At 68.8% G+C, this 25,495-nt stretch carries 19 protein-coding genes and 1 pseudogene; 2 read left to right on the top strand and 18 right to left on the bottom strand.

Going from position 1 to position 25,495, the window contains the following annotated elements; all coding sequences use genetic code 11:
* Positions 1-2: 2 nt before the first annotated feature.
* The 11 genes from C1746_RS18120 to rpsA form a co-directional block, all read right to left on the bottom strand.
* Positions 3-1,175 (bottom strand): XdhC family protein, encoded by a 1,173-nt coding sequence (locus C1746_RS18120; protein WP_116716152.1) that lies wholly within the window; start codon positions 1,173-1,175, stop codon positions 3-5.
* Positions 1,176-1,196: 21 nt separating this feature from the next.
* Entirely contained in the window at positions 1,197-2,414 is a 1,218-nt protein-coding gene (locus C1746_RS18115) for a vWA domain-containing protein (RefSeq protein WP_205711978.1), read from the bottom strand.
* Between the two features lie 44 nt (positions 2,415-2,458).
* Positions 2,459-3,430: an AAA family ATPase gene (locus C1746_RS18110; RefSeq protein WP_116716150.1), complete on the bottom strand. Its 972-nt coding sequence runs from the start codon at positions 3,428-3,430 to the stop codon at positions 2,459-2,461.
* A 3-nt stretch (positions 3,431-3,433) separates the two neighbouring features.
* Entirely contained in the window at positions 3,434-4,285 is an 852-nt protein-coding gene (locus C1746_RS18105; RefSeq protein ID WP_116716149.1) for an FAD binding domain-containing protein, read from the bottom strand.
* 4 nt (positions 4,286-4,289) lie between these two features.
* Positions 4,290-6,665: a xanthine dehydrogenase family protein molybdopterin-binding subunit gene (locus C1746_RS18100; protein ID WP_116716148.1), complete on the bottom strand. Its 2,376-nt coding sequence runs from the start codon at positions 6,663-6,665 to the stop codon at positions 4,290-4,292.
* A gap of 2 nt (positions 6,666-6,667) precedes the next feature.
* Entirely contained in the window at positions 6,668-7,141 is a 474-nt protein-coding gene (locus tag C1746_RS18095; protein ID WP_116716147.1) for a (2Fe-2S)-binding protein, read from the bottom strand.
* Between the two features lie 287 nt (positions 7,142-7,428).
* Complete coding sequence (moaA, locus tag C1746_RS18090; RefSeq protein WP_205711977.1) at positions 7,429-8,430, bottom strand: GTP 3',8-cyclase MoaA; 1,002 nt, start codon at positions 8,428-8,430, stop codon at positions 7,429-7,431.
* 40 nt (positions 8,431-8,470) lie between these two features.
* Positions 8,471-10,591: a molybdopterin-containing oxidoreductase family protein gene (locus C1746_RS18085; RefSeq protein WP_116716145.1), complete on the bottom strand. Its 2,121-nt coding sequence runs from the start codon at positions 10,589-10,591 to the stop codon at positions 8,471-8,473.
* A gap of 111 nt (positions 10,592-10,702) precedes the next feature.
* Positions 10,703-11,413, bottom strand: a complete 711-nt coding sequence (locus C1746_RS18080) for a helix-turn-helix transcriptional regulator (protein WP_116716144.1) — start codon at positions 11,411-11,413, stop codon at positions 10,703-10,705.
* 33 nt (positions 11,414-11,446) lie between these two features.
* On the bottom strand, positions 11,447-12,049 hold the full coding sequence (gene coaE / locus C1746_RS18075; RefSeq protein ID WP_116716143.1) for a dephospho-CoA kinase: 603 nt from the start codon (positions 12,047-12,049) through the stop codon (positions 11,447-11,449).
* 96 nt (positions 12,050-12,145) lie between these two features.
* Complete coding sequence (gene rpsA / locus C1746_RS18070; protein WP_170124923.1) at positions 12,146-13,924, bottom strand: 30S ribosomal protein S1; 1,779 nt, start codon at positions 13,922-13,924, stop codon at positions 12,146-12,148.
* 298 nt (positions 13,925-14,222) lie between these two features.
* Between rpsA and C1746_RS18065 the strand changes: the two genes are divergently transcribed.
* Complete coding sequence (locus tag C1746_RS18065; RefSeq protein ID WP_116716142.1) at positions 14,223-15,656, top strand: AAA family ATPase; 1,434 nt, start codon at positions 14,223-14,225, stop codon at positions 15,654-15,656.
* Here C1746_RS18065 and C1746_RS18060 read toward each other — a convergent pair.
* The 7 genes and pseudogenes from C1746_RS18060 to polA all read right to left on the bottom strand — a co-directional run bounded on the left by C1746_RS18060 (position 15,641) and on the right by polA (position 23,849).
* Entirely contained in the window at positions 15,641-16,813 is a 1,173-nt protein-coding gene (locus tag C1746_RS18060) for an O-succinylhomoserine sulfhydrylase (protein WP_116716141.1), read from the bottom strand. The two genes, C1746_RS18065 and C1746_RS18060, sit on opposite strands and share 16 nt — an antisense overlap.
* A gap of 108 nt (positions 16,814-16,921) precedes the next feature.
* Entirely contained in the window at positions 16,922-17,239 is a 318-nt protein-coding gene (locus C1746_RS18055; RefSeq protein WP_116716140.1) for a YciI family protein, read from the bottom strand.
* 124 nt (positions 17,240-17,363) lie between these two features.
* Positions 17,364-17,777, bottom strand: a complete 414-nt coding sequence (locus C1746_RS18050) for a rhodanese-like domain-containing protein (protein ID WP_116716139.1) — start codon at positions 17,775-17,777, stop codon at positions 17,364-17,366.
* 30 nt (positions 17,778-17,807) lie between these two features.
* Positions 17,808-18,203, bottom strand: a complete 396-nt coding sequence (locus tag C1746_RS18045) for a DUF983 domain-containing protein (protein ID WP_116716138.1) — start codon at positions 18,201-18,203, stop codon at positions 17,808-17,810.
* 128 nt (positions 18,204-18,331) lie between these two features.
* A pseudogene (locus tag C1746_RS23250) lies at positions 18,332-20,259 on the bottom strand (acyl-CoA dehydrogenase family protein).
* 54 nt (positions 20,260-20,313) lie between these two features.
* Positions 20,314-21,093: a TIM barrel protein gene (locus C1746_RS18035; protein WP_414627977.1), complete on the bottom strand. Its 780-nt coding sequence runs from the start codon at positions 21,091-21,093 to the stop codon at positions 20,314-20,316.
* The gene (gene polA, locus C1746_RS18030; RefSeq protein ID WP_116716136.1) at positions 21,090-23,849 is read right to left on the bottom strand and encodes a DNA polymerase I; all 2,760 of its coding nucleotides are present in this window, start codon (positions 23,847-23,849) and stop codon (positions 21,090-21,092) included. The genes C1746_RS18035 and polA overlap by 4 nt, the downstream gene beginning before the upstream one ends.
* Before the next feature lie 187 nt (positions 23,850-24,036).
* Between polA and C1746_RS18025 the strand changes: the two genes are divergently transcribed.
* Positions 24,037-25,428: an ABC transporter substrate-binding protein gene (locus C1746_RS18025; protein WP_116716135.1), complete on the top strand. Its 1,392-nt coding sequence runs from the start codon at positions 24,037-24,039 to the stop codon at positions 25,426-25,428.
* Positions 25,429-25,495 lie beyond the last annotated feature (67 nt).

Raw genomic sequence — 25,495 nt, 5'->3', positions numbered from 1 at the left:
AATCACGCGCCCGCAGCCAACGTTCCCTCGGCCCAGGCGTCCTGCGACGACGCCGTCCCCGCGGTGACCTCGTCGGCCTCGTCGCCCGCGTCCGGGTGGATGCGGCCCTCGGTGTCGGTCAGTGGTCGGCCGCTGCCGCCCCACCGCAACTGCGTGATCTCGGCGGCGATGGAGACGGCCGTCTCCTCTGGCGTCCGTGCACCGAGATCCAGGCCGATGGGTGAGCGAAGCCGAGCCAGTTGCGCCTCCGGTACCCCGAGCTCGCGCAGTCGGGCCATGCGGTCATCGTGGGTGCGCCGGGAGCCCATCGCGCCGATGTATCCGGCCTCCGTCGCGAGGGCCACCTCCAGCAGCGGCACGTCGAACTTGGGGTCGTGGGTCAGCACGCACAGAGCGGTCCGGCTGTCGACTGGGGCGGTGGGCAGGAAGCGGTGGGGCCACTGGACCACGACCTCGTCGGCCTCCGGGAACCGAGCCTTGGTGGCGAACACGCGGCGAGCGTCGCAGACGGTGACGTGATAGCCGAGGAACTTGCCGATCCGGGCTACCGCGGCGGCGAAGTCGATGGCCCCGAAGACGTACATGCGCGGCGGCGGCTGGAAGGACTGGATGAAGACGGTGACGTCATCCACCCGGCGCTCGCCGTTCGAGCCGTAGCCCCGGTGCGCCGTCCGACCCTGCGCCAAGAGGCCGCGAGCGTCCGAGGAGACCGCCACCCCGAGGCCCTCGGAACCCAGATCGCCGTAGATGGCGTCCTCGGTCACGACCAGCTTGGAGCCGACCAGCCCGGGCCCGTCGACCACGGTGGCGACGGCGACGGGGATCCCCTCGCGGATGCGGTCCCGCACCATGTCGAACTCGGGGATGTCGAATGGCTCGATGAACAGCGAGATCTCGCCACCGCAGGTCAGACCCACGGCCATCGCCTCGTCGTCGGAGACGCCGTAGGTGACCTGCCGGGCCGGCCCGCCGTCCAGCACCTCACGGGCCTGCTCGACGACGGCACCCTCAACACACCCGCCCGAGACGCTGCCCACCACGATGCCGTCAGCGTTGACCGCCATGGCCGCACCAGGATCACGTGGTGCGCTGATGCGGGTGTTGACCACGGTGGCAAGCGCCGCGGGTCGGCCCGCCGCATGCCACTGGTCCAGCTCGGTCAGGATCTCTCGCATGGCTGTTCTCCTACTGGCGCCTCACCTACTGGCGCGGTGTGTCCCAACTCTGCCGCGATTCGGCTCTGTCGACACTCCAGCAACGACGGCTGCGAGCCGTTCGAGCGCTGCAACGCTGTGGCCGCTCAGGAACTGGTCCACGTGCGGCAGGGCCGCAGCCATCCCGCCGACCAGCGGCCGGTAGCCGGGTGCAGCCTTGCGGGGGTTGGACCAGACGACCCGGTGGGCCAGCCGCTGGAGTCGCGCCATCTGCTCCCCCAGGATGCCGGCGTCGCCCCGCTCCCACCCGTCGCTGAGGATCACCATCACCGCGCCACGAGCCAGTCCGCGTTGCCCCCAGCGGTCCAACCACTCCTTCAGTCCGTCTCCCAGTCGAGTCCCTCCTGACCAGTCGGGAATGGCCCCGGCGACGGCGGCCATGGCGGTGTCCGGGTCGCGGTGCCGAAGTTCGCGTGTGATCCGCGTGAGCCGGGTGCCCACGGTGAAGGCCTCGGTCGGACGGGTTCGGGGCCCGCGACCGACGGCGACGTGGGCGAACCGAAGCAGGGCGTCGGCGTAGGAGGTCATCGACCCGGACACGTCGACGAGCAGGACGACCGCTCGGGGACGGTCCTGTTGTCGGCGGTGTCGCAGCCGTCGCGGATCGCCCATGCCGTGCAGCGCCTCGCGGACGGTGGCTTGGCGGTTGATGCTGCCGCGGTGCCATGGTTCGTGGCGGCGGGTCCGCCGTGCTTCGCCCGGCAGGCGGAGGGTGGCGAGCAGCCGGTTGACCACGTCACGGTCCCCGGCGTTGAGGGACGCCAGGTCGCGCTGGCGAAGGATCTCGGTCCCGGACGCGCCGGCCTCGAGGTTGAGGATCTCGGCCTCGTCGTCGGCGTCGTGCCCGTCAGTCAGCGGAGCGGTGAGTGACTGCAGGTCGGGTGGGGAGGCGTCGGGTGGGGCGACCTTCAGCCGTTCGTGGGGTGCCTCGCCGGTGAAGAAGGCGTGGAACGCGCGGTCGTACCGGCCGAAGTCCTGCGGGTCGCTGCAGAGGGTGGAGTGGCCGGCCCAGTAGACGTCAGTGGTGGAGGTCGGGTCGAGCAGGGCTAGGGAGTCGACGAAGGCCTGGACCCGCCCGGTGGTGACCGGGACGCCGGCGGCGCGGACGGTCCGGGCGAACGCGGTGGCGGTGGCGGCCATGTCGGCGCGCGGACCGCCTCTGACCGGGGGTGTGTCATCTTGGAGTTCTTCGTCACGCATGAATGACTCACCTCAAGGGAGAAACGCGACGACTCGCAGGTGGGTCACGCTGACAGGGCCTTCTCCAGCATCGCGTGGACGTTGAGGCGTTGGGCGTGCTCGAGGTCTTCGCGGTACTTCAGGACCGACCCGAGCGTTGCCGTCGCCAACTCCGCATCCAGCGTGTCCGCCCCGAGGGCCACCAGTGCCTGAGTCCAGTCGATCGTCTCGGCCACGCCAGGAGGCTTGAAGAGATCCTCCTCACGGAACTGCTGGACGACGCCCACGACCTGCTCGGTGAGGGCTGCGGACGCCGCCGGGCATCGCCGCCGGACGATCGCGCACTCGCGCTCGAAGTCCGGGTGGTCCAGCCAGTGGTAGGTGCACCGTCGTTTCAGGGCGTCGTGGACCTCTCGCGTCCGGTTCGAGGTGATGATCACCACAGGCCGTACCGCCGCGTGGACGCGGCCCAACTCGGGGATGGTCACGCTGAACTCGCTCAGCAGCTCGAGCAGGAACGCCTCGAACTCGTCGTCGGCCCGGTCGATCTCATCGATCAACAGCACCGACGGAGCGGTCCGGAGGGCCCGCAGCAACGGCCGCTCCAACAGGAACCGCTCGTCGTACAGCTCACCCTCGAGTGCCTCGACGTCCCCTGTCGACCCGGCCGTCTCAGCAGCGCGGAGGTGCAGCAGCTGGCGGGGGAAGTCCCAGTCGTACAACGCCTGGGAGGCATCGATCCCCTCGTAGCACTGCAGCCGGATCAGTGGTGCGTCCAGCAACTCCGCGAGGGCTTGCGCCAGCGCCGTCTTCCCGACCCCTGGCTCGCCCTCCAGGAACAGCGGTCGTCCGAGCTTGAGCGCGAGGTAGGCCACGGTCGACAGCCCGGTCCCGGCCAGGTAGTCGGTCCGCGCCAGCTGCTCGGCCAGCGCCGTGGGACTGTCCACCCCGTCCGGCAACGCCGCGACAACACCGCCGGAGGCGACCGCGTGGGCCGCCTCCGACCGTGGACTGGCTGTGTCGTGGTTGTCGCTCAAGCCTCAGCCGAGCGCAGCCGTGACGGCACGCTTGGTCAGGACACCCGCCAGGTGCTGGCGGAAGGCGCCGTCGCCGTGGAGGTCCTCCGGCGGCGTCGTCCCCTCCCCTGCCGAGGCGCAGGCGGCCGCGATGCCGGCGGTGTCGTCTGACGCCACACCGGTCAGGGCGCTCTCCACCGAGGTCGCCCGTACTGGCACCGAGCCCATGTTGGTCAGGCCGATCTTGGCGTCGGTGATGGAGCCGTTGGCGGAGACCACGGCCAACGCGCCGACGATGGCCCACCCCTGCGAGGTGTGCTGGAACTTCTGGTAGTTCCACCGGGTGCCGTTGGCCAGACTCGGCCACGACACCTCGACCAGCACCTCATCCTCATCAACTGCCGTCATCAGGTAGTCGACGAAGAACTCCGACGCCGGGACGGTCCGCCGGCCACCAGGACCGTGGATGGTGAACTCGGCGCCGAGGGCCAGAGCCATCCCCGGCATGTCGCTGGCGGCATCGCCGTGGGCCAGCGAGCCACCGTGCGTACCGCGGTGCCGCACCTGCGGGTCCCCGACGTGGCCGGTGACCTCCGCGATGACGCCGCAGTTGTCCTTCACCGTCTGGTTGGTCATGACGTCGTAGTGGGTGGTGGCCGCGCCGATGACGACGCGGTCACCGTCCATGCGGACGCCGGTCATCTCGTCGACCCGGCCGATGTCGACCAGGGTCTCGGGGTAGGACAGCCGCAGCTTCATCAGCGGCAGCAGGGAGTGCCCACCGGCCAGGATCTTGGCGTCCTCGGAGGCCCCGAGCGCCGAGACGGCCTCGTCCACCGAGCTTGCCCGGACGTACTCGAACTCTGCTGGGATCATCGGTCTAGCCCTCTCCGTCTGATGCGGCCTGCATCGCGTTCCACACGTTCTTGGGTGTCATCGGCATCAGGACGTCAGTCACGCCCATCGGCCGCAGCGCGTCGATGACCGCGTTGACCACTGCCGGGGTCGAGGCGATGGTGCCGGCCTCGCCGACCCCCTTGACGCCGAGGTCGTTCGAGGTGGCCGGCGTCTCGGTCCGGTCGGTGATGAGGTGCGGCATGTCGACGGCGGACGGCAGCGTGTAGTCGATCAGCGACGCGGTCAGCAGGTTCCCGGCGTCGTCGAACTCCACACCCTCCCACAGCGCCTGGGCGATGCCCTGGGCCAGGCCTCCGTGGACCTGCCCCTCGACGATCATGGGGTTGATGACGTTGCCGACGTCGTCAACGCAGACGTACTTGTGGACGCTCACCTTGCCGGTCTCGGTGTCGACGTCCATGGCACAGAGGTGGGTGCCGTGGGGGAAGGAGAAGTTCTCCGGGTCGAACACCATGTTGGCGGTGAGGTCCAACTCGACGCCCTCGGGGTAGTCGTGGCCGGCGAAGACCGCCAGGGCGATCTCCTGGATCGTCACTGACTTCTCCGCGTCACCCTTGACCGAGTAGGTCCCGGCGCTGAACTCGAGGTCGTCGACGCTGGCCTCCAACATGTGCGCCGCGAAGGGCATGGCCTTCTCCACGACCTTGTCGCAGGCCCGCTTCAGTGCGATCCCACCCACCACCAGCGAGCGTGACCCGTAGGTGTCGAGGCCCATCGGCGCAATCTTGGTGTCGCCGTGGAGGACGTCGATGTCATCGAAGGGCACACCGAGGTAGTCGGAGGCGATCTGTGACCACGCAGTCACGTGACCCTGCCCGTGGGGGCTGGTACCGGTCACGACCTCGACCTTTCCGGTCGGGAGCATCCGCACGGTGGCGGCCTCCCACCCTCCGGCGCCGTAGGACAGCGACCCCAACACGCGGGACGGGGCCAAGCCGCACATCTCGGTGAAGGTGGAGATGCCGATGCCGAGCTGGACGGTCTCGCCGGCATCCCGGCGGCGCTGCTGCTCGGCGCGGAGGCCGTCGTAGTCGAACAGCTCCATGGCCTTGTCGGTGGCAGCCTCGTAGTTGCCGGTGTCGTAGGTCAGCCCGGTGATCGTGTCGAACGGGAACTCCTCGTGGGTGATCCAGTTCTTCCGCCGCAGCTCCATCGGCTCCATGCCGAGCTCGTTGGCCAACTCGTCGACGATCCGCTCGATCGCGAAGGTCGCCTCGGGGCGGCCTGCCCCGCGGTAGGCATCGGTCGGCGTCTTGTTGGTGAAGACACCGGTGCAGGTGAAGTGATAGGCGTCCATCTTGTAGATCGACGGGAACATGAGGGCGCCGAGCACCGGGACACCAGGGGTGACCAACTGCAGGAACGCGCCCATGTCGGCCAGCAGGTCGACCTTGAGACCGCGGATGGTCCCATCGGCGTTGGCCGCGATCGAGATGTCCTGGATCTGGTCCCGGCCGTGGATCGTGGCCTGGATGTCCTCCGAGCGGGTGGCGGTCCACTTGACCGGCTTGCCCATCTTGCGGGCGATGGCCGTCATCAGGACCTCTTCGGCGTACACGTTCAGCTTCGAGCCGAAGCCGCCGCCGACGTCGGGGGCGACCACACGCAGCTTCTGCTCCGGGATCCCCATGGTCAGTGCCAGCATCAGACGGAGGACGTGTGGCACCTGGGTGGCCGAGTAGACCGTCACGTCGCCGCTGGCCGCGGAGGGATCGACCACGACCGAGCGCGGCTCGATGGCCGCGGGGATGAGGCGCTGGTTGATGAACCGACGAGTCACGACCGTGTCGGCGCCGTCGAACGCCGCGTCGACGTCGCCGGCCTCGAAGGGCCACAGGAAGCTGCGGTTGGACTCGAGGTCGGCATGGACCAGCGTCGCGCCATCCTGCGCGGCGGCTTCCATGTCGACGACGGCCTCCAACGGCTCGTAGTCCACGTCGATGTGCTCCAGCGCATCCACGGCGGAGGCGCGGTCCCGGGCGACGACGACGGCGACGGCGTCACCCACGTAGTTGACCTCGTCGACCGCAAGCGCCATGTGCGGTGGGTTGACCATGTCGGGAGTGACGGGCCAGGCACAGGGCAGCGCGCCATACTCACCTTCGAAGTCCGCGGCTGTGTAGACCTCGATCACGTTGGGCTGGGACTTGGCGCCCGAGACGTCGAGGTTGGTGATCTTGGCGTGCGCCATCGGCGAGCGCAGCATGGCGGCGTGCACCATGCCGGGCAGGACGATGTTGTCGGTCCAGCGGGTCTGACCCGTGATCAGCCGCGCATCCTCCTTGCGCAGGGTGGCCTTGCCGATCTCGGTGTCGGGACGTTCTTCGATCGCGGTCATCGCTATGCTCCCTGCATCTCTTCGGCGGCCTGCTGCACGGCTGCCACGATGTTCTGGTATCCGGTGCAGCGACAGAGGTTGCCCTCGATGCCGTGCCGGATCTCCTCCTCGGAGGGTGAGGGGTTCTGGCTGAGCAGCGACGTGGCCGCGCAGATCATGCCGGGTGTGCAGTAGCCGCACTGCAGGCCGTGCTTCTCATGGAAGGCCTTCTGCACCGGGTGCAACTCGCCGTTGGCCAGACCTTGGACGGTGGTGACCTCGGCCCCGTCCGCTTGCACCGCCAGCATCGTGCACGACTTCGCCGACCGGCCGTCGACCAACACGGTGCAGGCACCACAGTTGGACGTGTCGCACCCGATGTTGGTCCCGGTCAGACCCAGGACGTCGCGTAGGTAGTTCACGAACAGCAGTCGTGGTTCGACGTCGTCGGTGTAGGTGGTTCCGTCCACCGTGACCGAAACTGATTGCTTCGCCATGAGCCCTCCATATGAAGTTCGATGTCGGCTCCGACATCAGATGACCGTCGTCGATCGTGGTAACCGATGACGGGTGCGCTGGATCTCGGATGTGCCGAGGACCGGGCAGCACGCTGCGTACAAGCCGGAGCGTAGTGGCAAGCAAGTGGCGGCGAAAGGCCTGCTCGGTCGTTTCGGACACAATCTTCCGACACGTTCGTTGCAGAGGTCGGCTGCCCCCTCCATGCGGAGGTACTCCGCGAGCGCACCGGCGTCGGCCGGACCTCGCCATGTGGCGAGGCGGGGCCTTACCCGCCTATGTAGCTCATCTCGACCCGGCCCTCCGGTTGGACTGGATGGGCGCCACGGATCTCGGAATAGCGGTCGGACCGGACCCCCCAGATGGCAGCCAGCCGGGCGACCAGCGCGTCGTGGCTCTCGCCGGCACGCAGGACCGCCCGCAGGTCGTGGCCCGAGGAGGCGAACAGACAGGTGAACAGCTCCCCGATCGCCGAGAGGCGAGCTCGGACACAGGTCCGACAGAACGGATCGGTGACGCTGGCGATTACCCCGACCTCGCCAACCCCGTCGTCGTAGGTCCAGCGATTGGCAACGGCACTGCCCGAACGCGCAACCGCCGTGAGCGGGTGGACCTCGTCGATGGTCTCGACGATCTCGGCTGCGCTCACGACCTGGGACAGGTCCCACCCGTTGGTGCTGCCGACGTCCATGAACTCGATGAAACGGACCGTGGCACCCGTCTGGCGCCCGTACTCCGCCAGCGGCACGATCTGGCTCTCGTTCACGCCGCGCTGGACCACCGCGTTGATCTTGGTCACCAGTCCGGCGTCCACGGCTGCCTCGACGGCGCCGGTCACGGTCGCAACCGGGACCTTGACGTCCGCCATCCGGGCGAAGACGTCGGCGTCGAGCGCGTCCAGGCTGACCGTGACCCGGGACAGGCCCGCCGCCATCAGGTCGGGCAGGGCCGCGGGGAGCAGTACCCCGTTGGTCGTCATGGCGATGTCATCGATGGCGGGAACGGCGTCGATCGCCGCGATGAGGTCCGGCAGATCGGTGCGCAGCAGTGGCTCACCGCCGGTCAGCCGGATCTTGGTGACACCCAGCTCCGCAGCCGCCTCGATGACGGCCACGATCTCTTCGAAGGTCAGGAGCTCCGACCGGGGCAGGAACGCGTGATCGGGACCGAACAGCTCGCGCGGCATGCAGTAGGTGCAGCGGAAGTTGCACCGGTCGGTCACGGACACTCGGAGGTCCCGGAGTCCGCGTCCCAGCTGGTCGGTCGTCACGTCATCGAGGGTAGCCGTCACGCGTGCACCACCAGCCTGATCACACGGCGCTGACCTCGACGGCTGTGTCGTTGAAGGTCGGGTTGCGACCGAGGTCGCCGTACCGGTCGGCGGTCAGCGCGTTGACGGTCAGGCCTCCCTCGACCTTCTCCGGCCAGTGGCCCATCGGCAGCAGGACCACACCCGGGCGGACGTCCTCGGTGACCGAGGCCGTGGCCCGAATCCGGGCCCGGCCGTTGGTGACCTGCACGGCGGCGCCATCGGCGATGCCTCGTGGCTCCGCATCGAGTGGGTTCATCGCGCACGTCGGACCGCGCTGGATGCGCCGCTGGTGGGTCATGTTGCCGTACTGGGAGTTGAGGAACGCGTGGGCCTTGGGAGTCACCAGAGCCAGCGGGTAGCGGTCGTCGCTGCCCAGCTCCTGCGGTGGGATGTAGGTCGGCAGCGGTTCGACCGGGCTGCCGTCCTGACCTGCCACCACGCCCTGTCGGAACAGCGGTGCCACGAAGTTGCCACCAGCGGCCATGGATGCGACCAGCTCCACCTTGCCGGACGGGGTCGGGAAGTTCCCCTCCACATGTGGTGCGTAGGAGTCGGTCTCCGGGACGGTGAGCCGGACGAACCCCTCCTCCTGCAGCCGCTCCAGCGTGATGCCCTCCATGACCGGCGCGGTCCAGTCCAGCGACTGGCGCATCATCTCGTCGTCGTCGAGGTCGAACCAGGGGTCGTCCAGGCCCATGCGCCGTGCCAGTCGTCGGAACAGCTCGGTGTTGGACACCGACTCACCCACGGGGTCGATGGCCTGCTCGTTGTAGGTCAGGTAGAGGTGACCCCAGGAGAACATGACATCCTGATGCTCTGCGGAGGTGGTGGCCGGCAGGACCAGGTCGGCGTAGCGAGCGGTGTCGGTCACGAAGTGGTCGGAGACGACGGTGAACAGGTCCTCTCGCTCGAGGCCGCTGAGGACCGACGCCTGCTCCCCCACCACCACGGCCGGGTTGGAGTTGTAGACGAACAACGACCGGATCGGTGGCCCATCGAGATCGCCGGCCAGGGCCTGCCCGAGCCGCCACTGGTTGACCACACGAACACCGTCGGCGTTGGGGTGCGTCCCGTGGAGGTGGTCCCAGTTGACGGGGAACGCCCAGATCGGCATCTGCAGCAGCCCGCCACCGACGTGGCGCCACGAGCCGGTCAGCGCGGGGAGTGAGAAGATCGCTCTCGCGGCGCTGCCGCCCCCGCTGGACCGCTCGAGGGCCACACCCACACGGATCACCGAGGGCTGATTGGTGGCCAGGCCACGAGCCAGACGGCGGATGTCCTCCGCCTCAAGGCCGGTCTCCTCGGCCGCCCACTCGGGTGTCGCCTCGGCGACGTGGCCGACCAGCTCGTCGTAGCCGACCGTGTGGGCGTGAGCCCACTCCTCGTCGACCAGGTCCTCGGCGATCAGGACGTTCATCAGCGCAAGGGCCAACGCGCCATCGGTGCCGGGACGGATCGGCAGGTGCCAGTCGGCCTTCTTGGCCGTCCGGGTGGCAAACGGGTCGATCACCACGACGGTGGCGCCGTCGCGCTGCGCCTGCTCGATGAAGGGCCACAGGTGCAGGTTGTTGGACAGCACGTTGCAAGCCCAGATGACGATGTACTTGGCGTGGACCAGCGCCTCCGGATCCACCGCCGCCGTGGGGCCGAGTGTCATCAGGTAGGCAGAGATGCCTCCGGAGTCGCAGAAGGTCCGCTCAGAGACACTGGTGCCCAGGCCGTTGAAGAAGCGGTCTCCCACGGTCAGACCGTTGAGGATCCCCATGTTGCCCAGGTAGCTGTACGGGAGGATGGCCTCAGGGCCGTCGGTCTCGATGATCTCGGTATAGCGGTCGGCGATCTCGTCCAGCGCCTCGTCCCACGAGATCGGCTCGAACTCACCCGCCCCCTTGGGGCCGACCCGGCGGAGGGGTGTGGTCACCCGGTCCGCCGCATGGACGTGTCGCTCGTAGTCGTTGACCTTGGCGCACAGACCACCCTGCGTGTAGGGATGATCGGCCCGCCCGGTCACGCCGGTCACCTCGCCGTCTTCGACCGTGAGGGTCATGGCGCAGGTGTCCGGGCAGTCGTGAGGACAGGCTCCGTGCACCTGTCGAGGTCCCGACTCAAGTGTGGTCATGGCGTCTCCCTGGGGCCGCGTGTTGGTTCCTCCACGGACGCTAGGACCCCGGCGGAGGCGTGGTCAATGGCTGGAACCTGCTACGGCGGTTGCCCCTGCGGTGCGGCGCGGCTACGCGGTGCTGATCACCCGGCAGAGCGCAGCGGTGTTCGCGACGCCGAGCTTCCGGCGTGCCGCCGCCAGTTGGTGGCCCACGGTGTTGATGGACGTCCCGCGGCTGTCGGCGATCTCGCGGTACGTCAGGCCCGCGGCGGCAAGTCGAGCAACGTCGGACTCGGCATCGGAGAGCGTCGCGAGCGGATCTGGGTGTCGTGGCTGCGACCGAGCTTGGCGAAGCACCGGCTGGAGGACCTTGGTCACGAACTCCTCGACCAGTGCGACCTGGAGGCTGTCGAGCTCGGCCGGTCGATCAACCCAGTCGACGCAGATCACGCCGTTGCCGTCGCCGGCCCGCTCGAGGCGGCGGACCACCATCGCCCGGGTGCCCAGCTCCGTCATCACCTGACCGGTGGTCGACGAGCCGAGCTCCTCCCGTACGTCGTGCACCACGAACGTCCGCGGGGTGGCCAGAACCTGGCGCAGCACCTGGTCGTCCAGCGGCAGCGCGAAGCTGGAGGGAGGGTCATCCCCGACGGAGACCGCCCAGGAGGGCCGGTAAGTCGTTTGGCCGGTGTGCGCGTGACCTCCGTCTGCCCGGTCCGCGGCCAGCAGTGTGCACAGCGCCTCCAGCCCTCGACGCATCACCAGGCCGGCGTCGTGCCCGACCTCGAGGACAGACGTCGTCGCCTCCCAGAGATCGCGTGAGGGGACAACCGACGGCATGCCCTCACCCTAACCAGCGAGGGAGGGTGCCTCCTACCGCGGGTCGGCGGTGATGGCGGCCACGAGCCGGTCGACGGCATCGTGGAGGTCGGGGATGGAACCGGAGTTGTCGAGGACGTGGGTGGCAACGGCTCGCCGCTCATCGTTGGAGGCCTGGGCGTTGATGCGTCCCCAGGCCTCGTCGGGGTCCATGGCGCGATGGTCCACGAGTCGGCGGTGTTGGGTCTCCGGGTCGGCGACGACGACGATGATGGTCGGGTAGTTCTCGGCGTGGCCCATCTCGACCAGCAGCGGGGAGTCGACGACAACCGGCTTGGGGTGGTCGGCCAGGGCGTGGATGCGGAGCGCCATCTCCTCGGCGATCCGTGGATGGGTGATCTGGTTGAGGGTCTGCCGCGAATCGTCGTCGGCGAAGACGATCGCCCCGAGCCTGGCGCGGTCGAGGGTTCCGTCGTCGGTGATCACGTCCGGCGCGAAGTGCTCGGCGATCTCGGCGAGGGCCGGTTGGCCTGGCTCGACGATGTCGCGGGCGACCCGGTCGGCGTCGACGACGGCCCAGCCGTGGACCTTCCGCAGCCGACTCGAGACGGTCGACTTGCCCGAGGCGATCCCGCCGGTGAGTCCGATCAGCTGCATGAGCCCATGCTGTCAGGCCGCCACGGCCTCCGGAACCGTGGGGTCAGAACAACGAACGGGACCACCGCTGGGTGGTCCCGTTCGTCTGTTCTGGTCCTACTCTTCTTCGTCGGAGGCCTCGTCCGCAGTTGGCGTGTCCTCGGACTCGTCGTCGGAGGTCTCGGCCACCGGGTCTTCCGCTGCCTCTTCTGGCTCGTCGGCTGCCTCCGCCTCCTCGGCGGTGGCTTCCGGTGCCTCGGCGCCGGATGCCTCCTCCGCGCTGTCGTCCGCCGCGGGCTCGTCGTTGACCTCCGCAACCTCCGCAGCCTCCGCAGCCTCAGGCTCGGTGGACTCTTCGGCGGCCGCCTCCGCCACCTCGTCGGCCGGCGGAGCCTCGGTCTGGACCTCGTCGGCCATCGCCTCGGCCGCAACAGCCTCCTCGGCGACCGCAGCTGGCTCGTCATCGACGGAGTCGTCCGCCCCGACGGGCGCATCGTCCTGAGCCACCTCTGCGGCCTGGGCCTGGACCCGGGCGATGATGTCCTGCGCGGACAGGCCCGTGTCGCCCGCCTCGGCTTCGGCGTCCTCGCTGCCGCCCCCACTGCCGGAGGAGCGCTGCATCGCCTGCGCCAGTGCGGCACCCATCGCCGAGCCACCGTCGCCCGAGCTCGAGCTCGAGCCGCCACCTCCACCGCCGGAGGAGGGAGCTTCGGCAGCGTAGGCCGGGACCTCCTCGATCTCCGGCGCCTCGCCGTAGCCGGCCTTGACGGCCTGCTTGAGCGACAGGGAGATCCGGCGACGGACGTCGTCGATGTCGATGATCTTCACGGTGGCGGAGTCGCCGACCTTCACGACCTGCTCGGGCTGCTCGACGTGGGCGTCGGCCAGCTCGGAGATGTGGATCAGACCCTCGATGCCGTCCTCGACCTTCACGAAGGCGCCGAAGGGCACGAGCTTGGTGACGCTGCCCTCGACGAACTCGCCGACGTAGTGCTGCCGGGCGAACTGCTGCCAGGGGTCTTCCTGCGTGGCCTTCAGGGACAGCGAGACGCGCTCGCGCTCCAGATCGACGTCGAGCACCTCGACCTCGACCTCCTGGCCCAGCTCCACGACCTCACCAGGGTGGTCGACGTGCTTCCAGGACAGCTCGGAGACGTGCACCAGACCGTCGACGCCACCGAGGTCCACGAAGGCACCGAAGTTGACGCAGGAGGAGACGGTGCCCTTGCGGATCTCGCCCTTCTGCAGGGTTTCCAGGAACTCGCGGCGGAACTCGCTCTGCGTCTCCTCCAGGAACTTCCGGCGGGACAGCACGACGTTGTTGCGGTTCTTGTCCAGCTCGATGACCTTGCACTCGAGCTCCTGCCCCACGTAGGGGTGCAGGTCGCGGACCCGGCGCATCTCGACCAGCGAGGCGGGGAGGAACCCTCGCAGACCGATGTCGAGGATGAGGCCACCCTTGACCACCTCGATGACGGAGCCGGTGACGGTGGACTCGCGCTCGTGGATCTCCTCGATCTTGCCCCAGGCGCGCTCGTACTGGGCGCGCTTCTTGGAGAGGACCAGACGGCCGTCCTTGTCCTCCTTCTGCAGGACCAGGGCCTCGATCACGTCACCGACGGCGACGACCTCATTGGGGTCGATGTCGTGCTTGATCGACAGTTCGCGGCTGGGGATCACACCCTCGGACTTGAACCCGATGTCCAGCAGGACCTCTTCGGGATCGACCTTGACGACGACGCCTTCGACGATGTCACCGTCGTCGAAGTCCTTGACGGTCGCTTCGAGTGCCGCGAGGAAGTTCTCCTCGGATCCGAACTCCTCGAGGAGGATGGCTGCACCCCGCTCCCGCTCTTCGTCGACGGCGGTGGTCAGGGTGTACTTGGGGTCGGTCATCGTGTGGCGGTCCAGTCAAGGGGGGCACACCCGCCCAGGTGGCAGGCGTTGGGATTCGTATCGCGACGCCGACGGGGCAGATGTCCCCGGCGGCCTTGTGTGTCCGGCGGCGGCCGCGCGTGGGCGTGCAGCACAGACGGCCCCGTGACGGGGCAGGGCGAACAGTCTGCCACGATGGGGCACACGCTGCTACGGGTGGGAGGGTGCTTGGACGCGTCAGCCGCTGGCACCCAGGGGCTCGACACCCTACGGTCGTCAGGCGACCGCACGCATCAGCGCTGCGCCAGGGGAAGGGATCATGGAACGCACCGAGTTCGCCGAGTTGTTCGCCGACTTCCTGCGCGGAATTGCGCAGGACCGCAGGCCCGGCGAGTCACCCATCAGTGCGGCCATCCGCGACCACCTAGGCCAGCCAGCCTCGTCGCTCGACGTGGTCTCGCTCAAGCTTGCCCCGCACGAGCAGCCAAACGTGCAACTGGCGCTGGACCTGTGGGCAGATCGACCGAACCGGGAGCTCGAGTTGATCGGCCTTTCGGGCCAGGGACGTCGCAACCGCGGCCTGACCCTGGGCGAGTTGATCACTCCGATCGACACCGGGCTGTTGGGACACGGGGGGATGGGCCTCGGCCCCGTGGACTACGTCTCGCGACCGATCGCCGTCGGACGTTCGCTGTCGTGCGTGGACTTCGGTGTCGTCCTCGCCAAGGATGGGCAGGCATCCATCGTCGCCTTCATCAGTGGACCGGCACCGCGACATGGGCAGGACAAGCTGGTCGTCGAGGCGGTCGCGGCCGAGCGTGCCGGCGCAGAGCGCTTCCTCGCAGAGTTGACCGAACTTCGGCGCGAGCACGACGTCCACCGCGGTCAGGTCGTGACGCTGGGCAACCCCCACGGTCCCTTCCACCACGATGCGGCCGAGGTGGAGTTCATCGACCTCCCCCGGGTGGTCCGCGACGATGTGGTCCTGCCGGACGGCACACTCGACCTGATCGAGGAGCAGACCATCGGCATGGCGCAGCGCGCGCCGTCGCTGCTGGCCGGTGGCCGACATCTCAAGCGCGGGTTGCTGCTCTTCGGCCCACGGGGCACGGGCAAGACGCACACACTGACCTATCTGATGGGCGCGATGCCCGACCGGACGTCCATCGTCTTGTCCGGGCAGGGGTTCGGCGCCATCGCTCCCGCAGCAGAGATGGCTCGGAGCCTGGCTCCCTCCATGCTGATCCTCGAGGACGTGGATCTGATCGCGCAGGAACGAGGGATGGGACCGTCTGGAACGAATCCCCTGCTGTTCCAGTTGCTGAACGAGATGGACGGCGTCGGCGCCGACGACGACGTGATCTTCGCGCTGACCACCAACCGCGTGGACCTCCTCGAGCCGGCCCTGGCGGCTCGGCCGGGCCGAATCGACCTGGCGATCGAGATCCCCCTACCGGACGCGGACGGTCGCAGACGGCTCTGGCAGGCCTACGCGACGGGGTTGATCGTGGATGCCGTCGACGTCGACGCCGTGGTGGACCGGACCGAAGGCGTGACCGCGTCGTTCATCAGCGAGTTGCTGCGACGAGGGGCGTTGTACGCCGCCGACACCAGCGGCAACGTCCCGGTCCTCACCCAGTCCGTCGTCGACAGGGCGTTGACCGACATGTTGGAGCGCGGCGGAGCGCTGGGCCGTCGACTGCTTGGCGGAGAGCCGGCCGACGTCGCGCCGCACGGTCACCCCAGCGCCTGATCCAGGTCATCGAGCAGGTCGCCGACGTCCTCCAGGCCCACCGACACCCGGATGACCCCGTCCGTGATCCCGATCGCCGCACGAGCGTCCGGCCCGATGCGTCGGTGGGTGGTCGTTGCCGGGTGGCAGGCCAGCGACTTGGCGTCGGCGAAGTTGTTGGAGATGTCGACGGTCTCCAGCCGGTTGAGGACCTCGAAGGCCCGCGCGGTCCCGCCAGGCACCTCCCAGGTGACCACGGTCCCGCCGCCGCTCATCTGCTGTCGGGCCAGCTCGGCCTGCGGGTGGGAGTCCAACCACGGGAACCACACCCGCTCGACGCGGGTGTCACCCTCCAGCCACTCCCCCACGGTCAGCGCCGAGGCGGCCATGTGCTCCACACGCAGCCGCATGGTCTCCAGCGACTTCAGCACGACCCAGGCGTTGAAGGGACTGATGATCGGTCCGGTGTGGCGCATGAAGGGCTGGACCTGCTCGGCGATGAACGTCTCCGTCCCCAAGATCATCCCGCCCATCGTCCGGCCCTGACCGTCCATGTGCTTGGTGGTCGAGTACACGACGACGTCAGCCCCGAGGTCCAGAGGCTTCTGGAACACCGGTGAGGCGAAGATGTTGTCGACGATCACCGTGGCGCCTGCCGCGTGGGCTAGTTCGGCGACGGCGGCGATGTCGACCAGGGTCTGCATCGGGTTGGCGGGGGATTCGAAGAACACGGCCTGAGCGGGAGTGGCCAGCTGGGCCTCCCACTGGTCAAGGTCCGCCCCATCGACGAAGTCGCAGGTGATGCCGTACCGCGGCAGCAGCTCGTCGAGGACCACGAAGCACGAGCCGAACAGGCTCCGAGCAGCCACGACCCGGTCGCCGGCGGAGAGCGATGCCAGAAGTGCGTAGAACACCGCGGCCATGCCGCTGGCCGTCGCCCACGCGGCCTGCGCCCCCTCCAACTGCCGCACTCGCTCTTGCAGCATGGCGACGGTCGGGTTGGACACACGCGAGTAGCGATGGCGGTCGAGCTCACCAGCGAACGCCGCCGCCGCCTCCTCCGCGGACCCGTAGACGTATCCCGAGTTGAGGAACAGGGCCTCTGAGGTCTCCGCCATCGGCGACCGGGTTTGCCCCGCCCGGACGGCAGCAGTGTCGGGCCGCCACTCGGCCGTCATCGGCCGGGACCGGTCGGAGTGGTCATGGCCGACAGGTGTACCCGACCCGGGCCGCGGTGTCCCCGGCCCGGGCAGGTTGATTGCTGGGAACGCCTCGTCCTGCGGGGGTCAGCCCATGTCGATCGCGGTGCTGACTTCCACCGTGCCGTCGCCGGTCAGGATCGGGCAGCCCTTGGCCAGCGTGGTGGCGTGGTCGAGGTCGTCCGCGGCCAGGATCGTGTAGCCGGTGAGCTTCGAGACGGGCTCGCCGGACACCGCGCCGTCGGGGGTGATGCTCCGGGACTCGCCCAGGGGGGCCCCGCCATCGACGACAGCGTCGCCCAGGGTCTCATACCAGGTTCCCCAGGCCTGCATCACGGCGGCTTGGTCGGCAGGGTCGGACGGCATGTCGGATCCGCCCGTGTAGGTCAAGAGGTAGTTCGGCATCTGTGCGCTCCTTGTGCTGTGGGGTGGAAGTGGCTGTTCCACTTCTCACCCGTCCCGACGTACGGGGGAGCGTCGAATCGACACCGAGCCGGAGATTGCCCTCTGTCCGGCCGGGATCAGGCGGTCAGGACTGGACCCACGGCAGGCCGTCAGCCTTCCAGCCGGCCCGATTGCCGCGATGTCCGTCCTCGTCCACGCCGCCCTCGAACCCGTCGGAGATGTTCTGCGCCCTCTCGAACCCGGCGGCTGTTGCGGCGCTGGCGGCGGCTTGGGAGCGAGCCCCGGAGCGGCACAGGAACATCACCGGCGCGGCCTTGGCCACGCCAGCCGCCTGCAGTTGGTCCAGGAAGGCGTCGTTGCGGACGCCGCCTGCGTGGTTCCACTCGATCTGGAGGTAGCGCCCCGCCGCGTCGTCCAGACGGGGAGTGCCCACGAAGGCCCACTCGGCCTGGGTCCGCACGTCCACGATCGTGGCGTCGGCGTCGTCCTGGATGATGTCGAACGCCTGGTCCGGCGTCACGTCGCTGTGATAGCTCATGGCCCCTGTCTACCCCTCGGTCAGCCCGTCCTACTCAGACCAGCGCGGATTGATTCGGTGGTCCGCCCAGATCCAGATCGTCTTGGAGCGCGGGTAGAACCAGATCGGGATGATGACCATCGCGGCGACGGCGATCCAGGTGACCAGGGTCCAGGGGACGTCGGGCCAGGTGACCAGCAGCGAGACGCCGAAGATCACGAGGAAGGAGAGCAGGCACACGGCCATGCTCATGATCATCGCGCCGACGTAGTAGCCGGACTCGCCCCGCTCGAAGTCGAACCCGCAGCCCTCGCAGGTCTCGACGATCTCACCGAAGGAGTGGGTCACCGGCGCGTACCCGCACATCGGGCACTGCATGAGCAGCGCCCGTCGCAGCCGCGCCCGCTCCTGCTCGCGCGGGTAGATCTGCTCGGGCGGCTCGGGCATGCCGGCCAGTCTGCCGGCCTCTTGCGGGTACGCATGCGTGAGATCGCCCGCCCTGAGCGGGTCAACTCACGCATGCGTCGACGCACGGCGCACCCGATCGAACCGAGCCCGCCCGGCCACCGACCTGGTCAGCGGCGGGCGATCGGTGCGAGCATCTCTTCCGGCACCCCGAAGGCGTCGACCAGCTCGACCGCGTGTGGTGCCACCTCGCGCAGCAGGTCCTCGACCTCGCGGGTGACGGCTTTGGACGCCTCGGCGCTCAGGCGACCGTGCTCCATGAACCAGGCCCGATCCTCGTGGATGATCGACAGCGCGTAGAGGTCGCTCAGCAGCTCGAGCCGCTGCCGGGCGGCCTCGTCGTCACACGTGTCGACGAAGATCGTCAGCTCCTGCAGCACCAGCGCGTCCACGTGGGCGCGGGCCGCCGCAAGGACGTGGTTCTGCACGCGGTTGAACGCGCGGAAGGCATCGCCGTGATCGTCGAGGCCGCCCTTGATCCTCGCTGCCGCCGTCTCGAGCAGGTGCTCTTCGCGATGGGTGAACATCTGGATCTGCCAGGCCCGGTTGCGCAGACCGACCTCGTGGTCGGGGGTCTCCTCGGACGCGGGCATCGCGCGACGCAGCGACGACACGAGCGACGCGCCGCGCAGTCGCTCGACCAGCCGGTCCAGCACCATGTCGGCGCCGAACCGGACCGTGCCCAAGAGGTCGAGGTCACTGAACTCCTTGCGGTACCCGGTCAGCAGCCCCTTGGCGACCAGTTGCAATAGGACGGCGTTGGCACCCTCGAAGGTGGTGAACACGTCGGTGTCTGCCCGCAGATCCGGCAGGCGGTTGCGGGAGAGGTAGCCCGCGCCGCCACACGCCTCGCGGCAGGCCTGGATGGTGTCGCTGGCGTGCCAGGTGGCGACCGCCTTGAGTCCGGCTGCCAGCGACTCCACCTCGCGCCGGGCCCTTGGGTCGTCGTCGGCAAAGGCCTGCACCAGGCGGTCGACCAGATCCTTCTGGGCGGCGTGGAGGGCGTAGGTCTTGGCCAGCGCCGGCAGCAGCGTCGATTGATAGGCCTGATAGGTCAGCAGGGGGACGTCCTCGCCCTCCATCACGACACTGGACCCGGTCGGCGCCTCGAACTGGCCACGCGTGGCGCCGTAGCGGACGGCGATGGTCAAGGCGACCTTGGTGGCGCTGATCGCCGCGCCAGCGACGCTGCACCGGCCGGTGACCAGGGTCCCGAGCATCGTGAAGAAGCGGCGCGTCGGGTTCTCGATCGGGCTCGAGTAGGTGCCGTCGTCGTCGATGTCGCCGAAGCGATTGAGCAGATTGCCCGTGGCACGTGGACGTTGTCGAAGGCGAGCGAGCCGTTGTCGACGCCGTTCAGGCCGGCCTTCGGGCCGTCGTCGTCGATGGTCACGCCCGGGAGCGGTGCCCCGGCATCGTCTCGGATGGGCACCACCACGGCGTGGACGCCGTGCGACCCGGCAGCGGTGACCAGTTGGGCGAACACCACGGCGGCCCGGCCATCTCGGGCGGCGTTGCCGATGTAGTCCTTGGTGGCATCCGGCTCGGGGGTGTTGATGACCAGCGTGTCGTCGGCGGCGTCGTACGTCGCCGTGGTGGCCAGCGACTGGACGTCGGAGCCGTGACCGACTTCGGTCATGGCGAAGCAGCCGGGCAGCGTCAGATCGGCGATGTCGGCCAGGTAGGTGCGGTGGTGCCGTTCGGTCCCGAGGTTCTGGATGGCCCCGCCGAACAGCCCCCACTGCACGCCGGCCTTGACCAGCAGCGACAGGCTGCCGAAGGCGAGGGTCTCGAAGGCGGCGATGCCCGCGCCGAGGTCACCGGCGCCACCGTAGGTCTCGGGGTAGCCGAGCGCGGGGCTCAGCCCCGCTTCCGCGAGCGCGCCCAGCTGCTCCCACACCCGCTCCTGGTGTTCGTCGCGGGTCATGCCGGCGCGGGGGTGGAACAGCGGGTCGGTCAACAGCTCCCGGACCTGATCTCGCACCGCCCCGTAGGAGCCGTCGAGGTGCTCGGCCAGGACCGCGGTCACATCGCTCATGGTGGCATCCTCCCCTACCGAGGAGCGCAGCATCCGCCCGCGCCGGCCGCGGCGTCAGACCGTGAAGGCCTCGCGGAACCGCTCGAGTGCCGTCTCGCTGTCCGCGCTGGCCCACCCCTCCAGGCCGACCACACCCTCGTAGCCGACCTCAGCCAGCGCCCGCGCGATGGCCGGATAGTTGATCTCACCGGTACCGGGTTCGCAGCGTCCCGGCACGTCAGCGACCTGCACCTCACCAAGCCACGGAGCGGCACGACGAACCAGCTCGATCAGGTTGCCCTCCCCGATCTGGGCGTGGTACAGGTCGAGGTTCATGCGGAGGTGGGGGCTTTCCGCGGCGCTGACCAGCGCCAGGACGTCGGCAGCGCTGGCAAAGGGCACACCCGGATGGTCGACCTCGGTGTTCAGGTTCTCGACCACGAAGGTGACCCCTTCCCGCTCCCCCAGGACCGCCACCCGCCGGAGGGTGTCGGCTGCGGTGATCCACTCGGCTCCGCTCGGGTCGGACAGCGGCGTGACCGGCAGACCCTCGGGCCCCAACCCCGTGCCGTGCAGGTTGAGGTTGGGGCCGCCCAGCAGGTTCGCCACGGCCACGCTCTCCTCAGCGGTCCGGAGCAGCTCCTCGGCACCCTCCGGATCGCTCAGCCGACCGCTGATGTAGCCGGTCATCGAGGTGACCTGTGCTCCGGTCGCGACGATCCCCTCGATGTCCTTCCCGCGCCAGTCCCACATCTCGACGGCGAACCCCAGCTCGTGAATCCGGCGGACGCGGTCGATGAACGGACGGTCGAGGAACACCATCTCGGCGCACACCGCCAGCCTGACTGGCATCAGTGCTTCTCGGCCTCCGCCCAGGACGGTCCGGCCGCCGTGTCGACCTCCAGCTCGACGTCGAGGTCGATCACACCCGACATCGTGGTGACGAGCAGCTCCTGCAGCTCGTCCTGCTCCTCCGGGATGGTCTCGCAGACCAGCTCGTCGTGCACCTGCAGCAGCAACTGCGACCGCAGCTCGCGCCGCTGCATCTCCGCGCGGACATCGATCATCGCGATCTTCATGATGTCGGCGGCGGTGCCCTGGATGGGCGCGTTGAGCGCCATCCGTTCGGCCATCTGCCGGCGCTGTCGGTTGTCACTCATCAGGTCGGGGAGATAGCGCCGGCGACCTGTGAGGGTCTCGGTGTAGCCCGTCCGCCGGGCCTCCTCCACCCCGCCGTAGAGGTAGTCCCGGACACCGGGGAACCGCTCGAAGTAGGCGTCCATCAACTCCTTGGCCTCATCCCGCCCGATCTGCAGCTGCTGCGCCAGCCCGTAGGCGCTCAGGCCGTACGCCAACCCGTAGGTCATGCCCTTGATCTTCGATCGTTGGGTGTTGTCGACGTCGGCGATGGGCACGTCGAACACCATCGAGGCCGTCTGGGCGTGGATGTCCTCGCCGGATCCGAAGGCCGCGAGCAGACCGGCGTCCTGGGAGAGGTGGGCCATCACCCGCAACTCGATCTGGGAGTAGTCCGCCACCAGCAGTGTGTCAAACCCCTCGCCCGGGACGAATGCCCGTCTGATCTGGCGACCCAACTCGGTCCTGATCGGGATGTTCTGCAGGTTCGGGTTCTGCGAGGAGAGCCGGCCGGTCACGGCGACGGTCTGGTTGAACTCCGCGTGGATGCGGCGGCGCCCGTCGCCGACCAGCCGTTGGAGCGGCTCGATGTAGGTGCCCTTCAGCTTGCTGAACTCCCGGTAGGACAGGATCGCGGGCAGCACCGGGTGCTCGTCCAGGATCTTGGTCAACTCGGTGGCGTCAGTCGACCAGCCAGTCTTGATCTTCTTGGTCTTGGACAACCCGAGGGCGTCGAACAGCAGCGCCTGCAACTGCTTGGGCGAGTCGAGGAACTTGAGGTCGGCGAAGTCGGCCAGGTCGTGTTCGTCCTGCTCGACGGCCGCCAGCGCCTGCTGGCGTGACGCGGTGACCTTGGCGTCGAGGTCGGCGCCCAGCTCTTCCAGCACCGCCCCATCGACGGTGATGCCGACGCGCTCCAGATCGGCCAGCCCGGCGATCAGAGGGACCTCGATCTCGCGGATCAGCTCGGCTTGCCCACGGCCGGTCACCTCGGCGTCGAGCACCTCGGATAGCTCGTACACCGCCTGGGCGCGCAACGCCCGCTCGTGCCACTCCGCATCAGCCTGGCCGTCCTCCTCGAGGTCCAGCAACCCCAGCTGCGCGGGTTCGTCATCGCCCGACGGCTCCTCCGCCGTGGTCGACAGTCGCTTGTTCAGGTACTCGAGCGCCAGGGCCTGGAGGTCGTAGGTGCGGACGGAGGGCTGCAGGATGTAGGCCCACAACTCGGTGTCGATCGCGGGCTCGGCGACCGCGGGAAGCTGCAGGGCCCGGGCGAAGTGATGGAGGGCCTTGCCGTCGTGCACCCACAGCTGGTGGCCGCTCGCCCCCGACACGACCTCACCCAGGGCGGCGCGGTGGTCGGCGTCGAGATCCTCGGCCGCGGCCGCCACCGGGTCCGCCCCGGCCGCCGCCAGGGCGACCGCGACGGGTGAGACGTCGGGCAGGAGACCGCGGCCGAACGGAACCACCGCGATCGGCTGGCCGGTGGGAACCTTGGTGATCCACTCGGCCAGCTCGGACCCGCTCACGCGACGAGGTTCGGCGTCGAAGACGCCAGCCTGCTCCTCGGCCTGTGTGCCGAGGACGTTGTCCTGCAGCCGGTCCCAGAGCGAGCGGAACTCCAGGGTGGCGAACAGCCGCCGCACCCGATCGGCGTCGATGTCGGCACGATCGAAGTCCGTGATCGGCTGGGGCAGCTCGAGCGTCCTCGTCACGGTCGTCACCTGCTCGCTGACGAAGACGCTGTCCCTGTGCTCGGCGAGCATCGCCGGGACCTTCTTGCCGCGGAGCTTGTCGAGGTTGGCGTAGATGCCCTCGAGATCCCCCCACTCCGTGAGCAGCTTGGCGGCCGTCTTGTCCCCCACCCCGGGGACGCCCGGGATGTTGTCGCTGGGATCCCCTCGCAGGGCCGCCAGGGACGGGTAGGACAGCGGTGGGATCCCATAGCGGTCGACGACGGCGTCGTGGTCCATCACCACGGTGTCGCTGATTCCGCGTCGGGTGTAGAGCACCTTGACGTGGTCGTCGACGAGCTGGAACAGATCACGGTCACCCGTCACCACCAGGACGTCCCAGCCCGCGTCCTTGGCCTGCTCGGCGTAGCTGGCGATGAGGTCGTCCGCCTCCTGTCCCTCGAGGTCGACCCGGGGGATCGACATCGCCGCCAGCACCTCGTCGATCAGGGGCAGCTGGCTCTTGAAGTCGTCAGGCGACTCGCTCCGGTTGGCCTTGTACTCCGGCATCAGCTCGGTCCGCTCGGCCGGCCGCCCTCGATCGAAGACCGCCGCCAGTCCCTGGGGGTCGTGTTCGTCGAGCAGCTTGATCACCATGGAGGTGAACCCGAAGGCCGCGTTGGTCACCTGACCGGTCGTGGTCCGCAGGTCCTCCGGCAAGGCGAAGAAGGCCCGGTAGGCCAGGCTGTAGCCGTCGATCAGGGCCAACGTCGGGCGCGTGGTGTCGGCAGGGGCGCTCATGCGGGGTGATCCTACGCGGCGGCTGTGACGCTGGGCATCGCTCGCAGGTCGGCGGTGGAGCGGCCGGAGCCGTTTCGTGACATTCGTCTTACGGCCATAGTAGGTTTGCGGCAGTCGGCACGGTCGATCGTGATCGGGCGCCGACCCTGACGAAGATGTTTCCCACTCTCACAGAGGAGTCTGTGGCATGACCACGAAGTTCAAGTGGCTGCGCCTGGTTGCGATGATGTGCCTGCTGGCCATCGTTGCTGCCGCCTGCGCAGCTGAAGATGACGCCGGCGACGAGGCAACCGACGACGAGCCCACTGAGGCGATGGAGGAGGAAGAGCCCACCGAAGCCATGGAGGAGGAAGAGCCCACCGAAGCCATGGAGGAGGAAGAGCCCACCGAAGCCATGGAGGAGGGCACCGAAGAGGAGGCCGCATCCGGTGGTGACGGCGAGGCGCTGAGCATGGCCTACGTCCTCCCCGAGACCGGTCAGCTCGCCTTCCTCGGCCCGCCGATCATCTCCGGCTTCCAGCTGGCGGTCCAGGAGATCAACGAGGCCGGTGGCGTCAACGGCACCGAGGTGGTGCAGGACGGCGGTGACGAGGGTGACGGCGACGGCACCATCGCGAACCAGACCGTCGACCGCCTTCTGGCCGACGACGTGGACATCATCATGGGAGCGGCCTCCTCGGGCATCTCGCTGACGATCATCGACAAGATCACCGGGGCTGGGGTCGTGCAGTGCTCGCCCTCCAACACCTCGCCGACCTTCACGACCTACGACGACGGGGGCCTGTACTTCCGTGCCGCCCCGACCGATGCGCTGCAGGGCCCTGTCCTTGCTGAGCAGATCGTTGCCGCTGGCGGGACCAATGTGGCCGTGCTGGCGCGTGCCGACGACTACGGCCAGGGTCTGCTGGACGCGACCGAGGCTGCGCTGGAGAACGCCGGTGCCACCATCGCCGTGGCAACCACCTACGACCCACAGGCCCAGAGCTTCGACGCCGAGGTCCAGCAGGTCGTGGACGCCGGTGCTGACGCGGTTGCCGTGATCTCCTTCGACGAGGGTGCCCGCATCCTGTCGACCATGATCGAGCGTGGCGTCGGCCCAGCCGACATCATCGTCTTCGGTGCTGACGGGATCGCCTCCGGTGACACGCCCGAGCTGGTCGACCCGGACAACCCCGGCGTGCTGGAAGGCATGATGACCACCTCCCCGACCCCGGCGTCGGACGAGGACTTCAACTCCGCGCTGAACGAGTTCAACCCCGACCTCGAGGACACGCTCTTCGCGGCTGAGGGCTACGACTGCGCGATCGCCGCTGCACTGGCGGCTCAGGCTGGCGGCGAGAACTCCTCGCAGGCCATCGCCGACAACATGATCGCGGTCACCGGCGAGGGCACGAAGTGCACCTCGTACTCCGAGTGCCTGGAGCTGCTCGAGGCCGGCGAGGACATCGACTACGACGGTCCCTCCGGTCCGATGGACTTCACCGAAGCCGGTGAGCCATCCCAGGGCACCTACGCCGTGAGCATGTTCACGGCCGACGGTGAGCTGGAGCAGGTCGAGACCGTGCAGTCCTCCCTCTAGGGATCACTGCGTAGACAGCTGACGACGGGCCCGGGCGCATCACGCGTCCGGGCCCGTTGGCGTTCCG

It is taken from the genome of Euzebya tangerina, assembly GCF_003074135.1.
Classification (GTDB): Bacteria; Actinomycetota; Nitriliruptoria; order Euzebyales; family Euzebyaceae; genus Euzebya; species Euzebya tangerina.
Note: the sequence above shows the minus strand (reverse complement) of the source record. Positions and strands in the feature narration are given on the sequence as shown.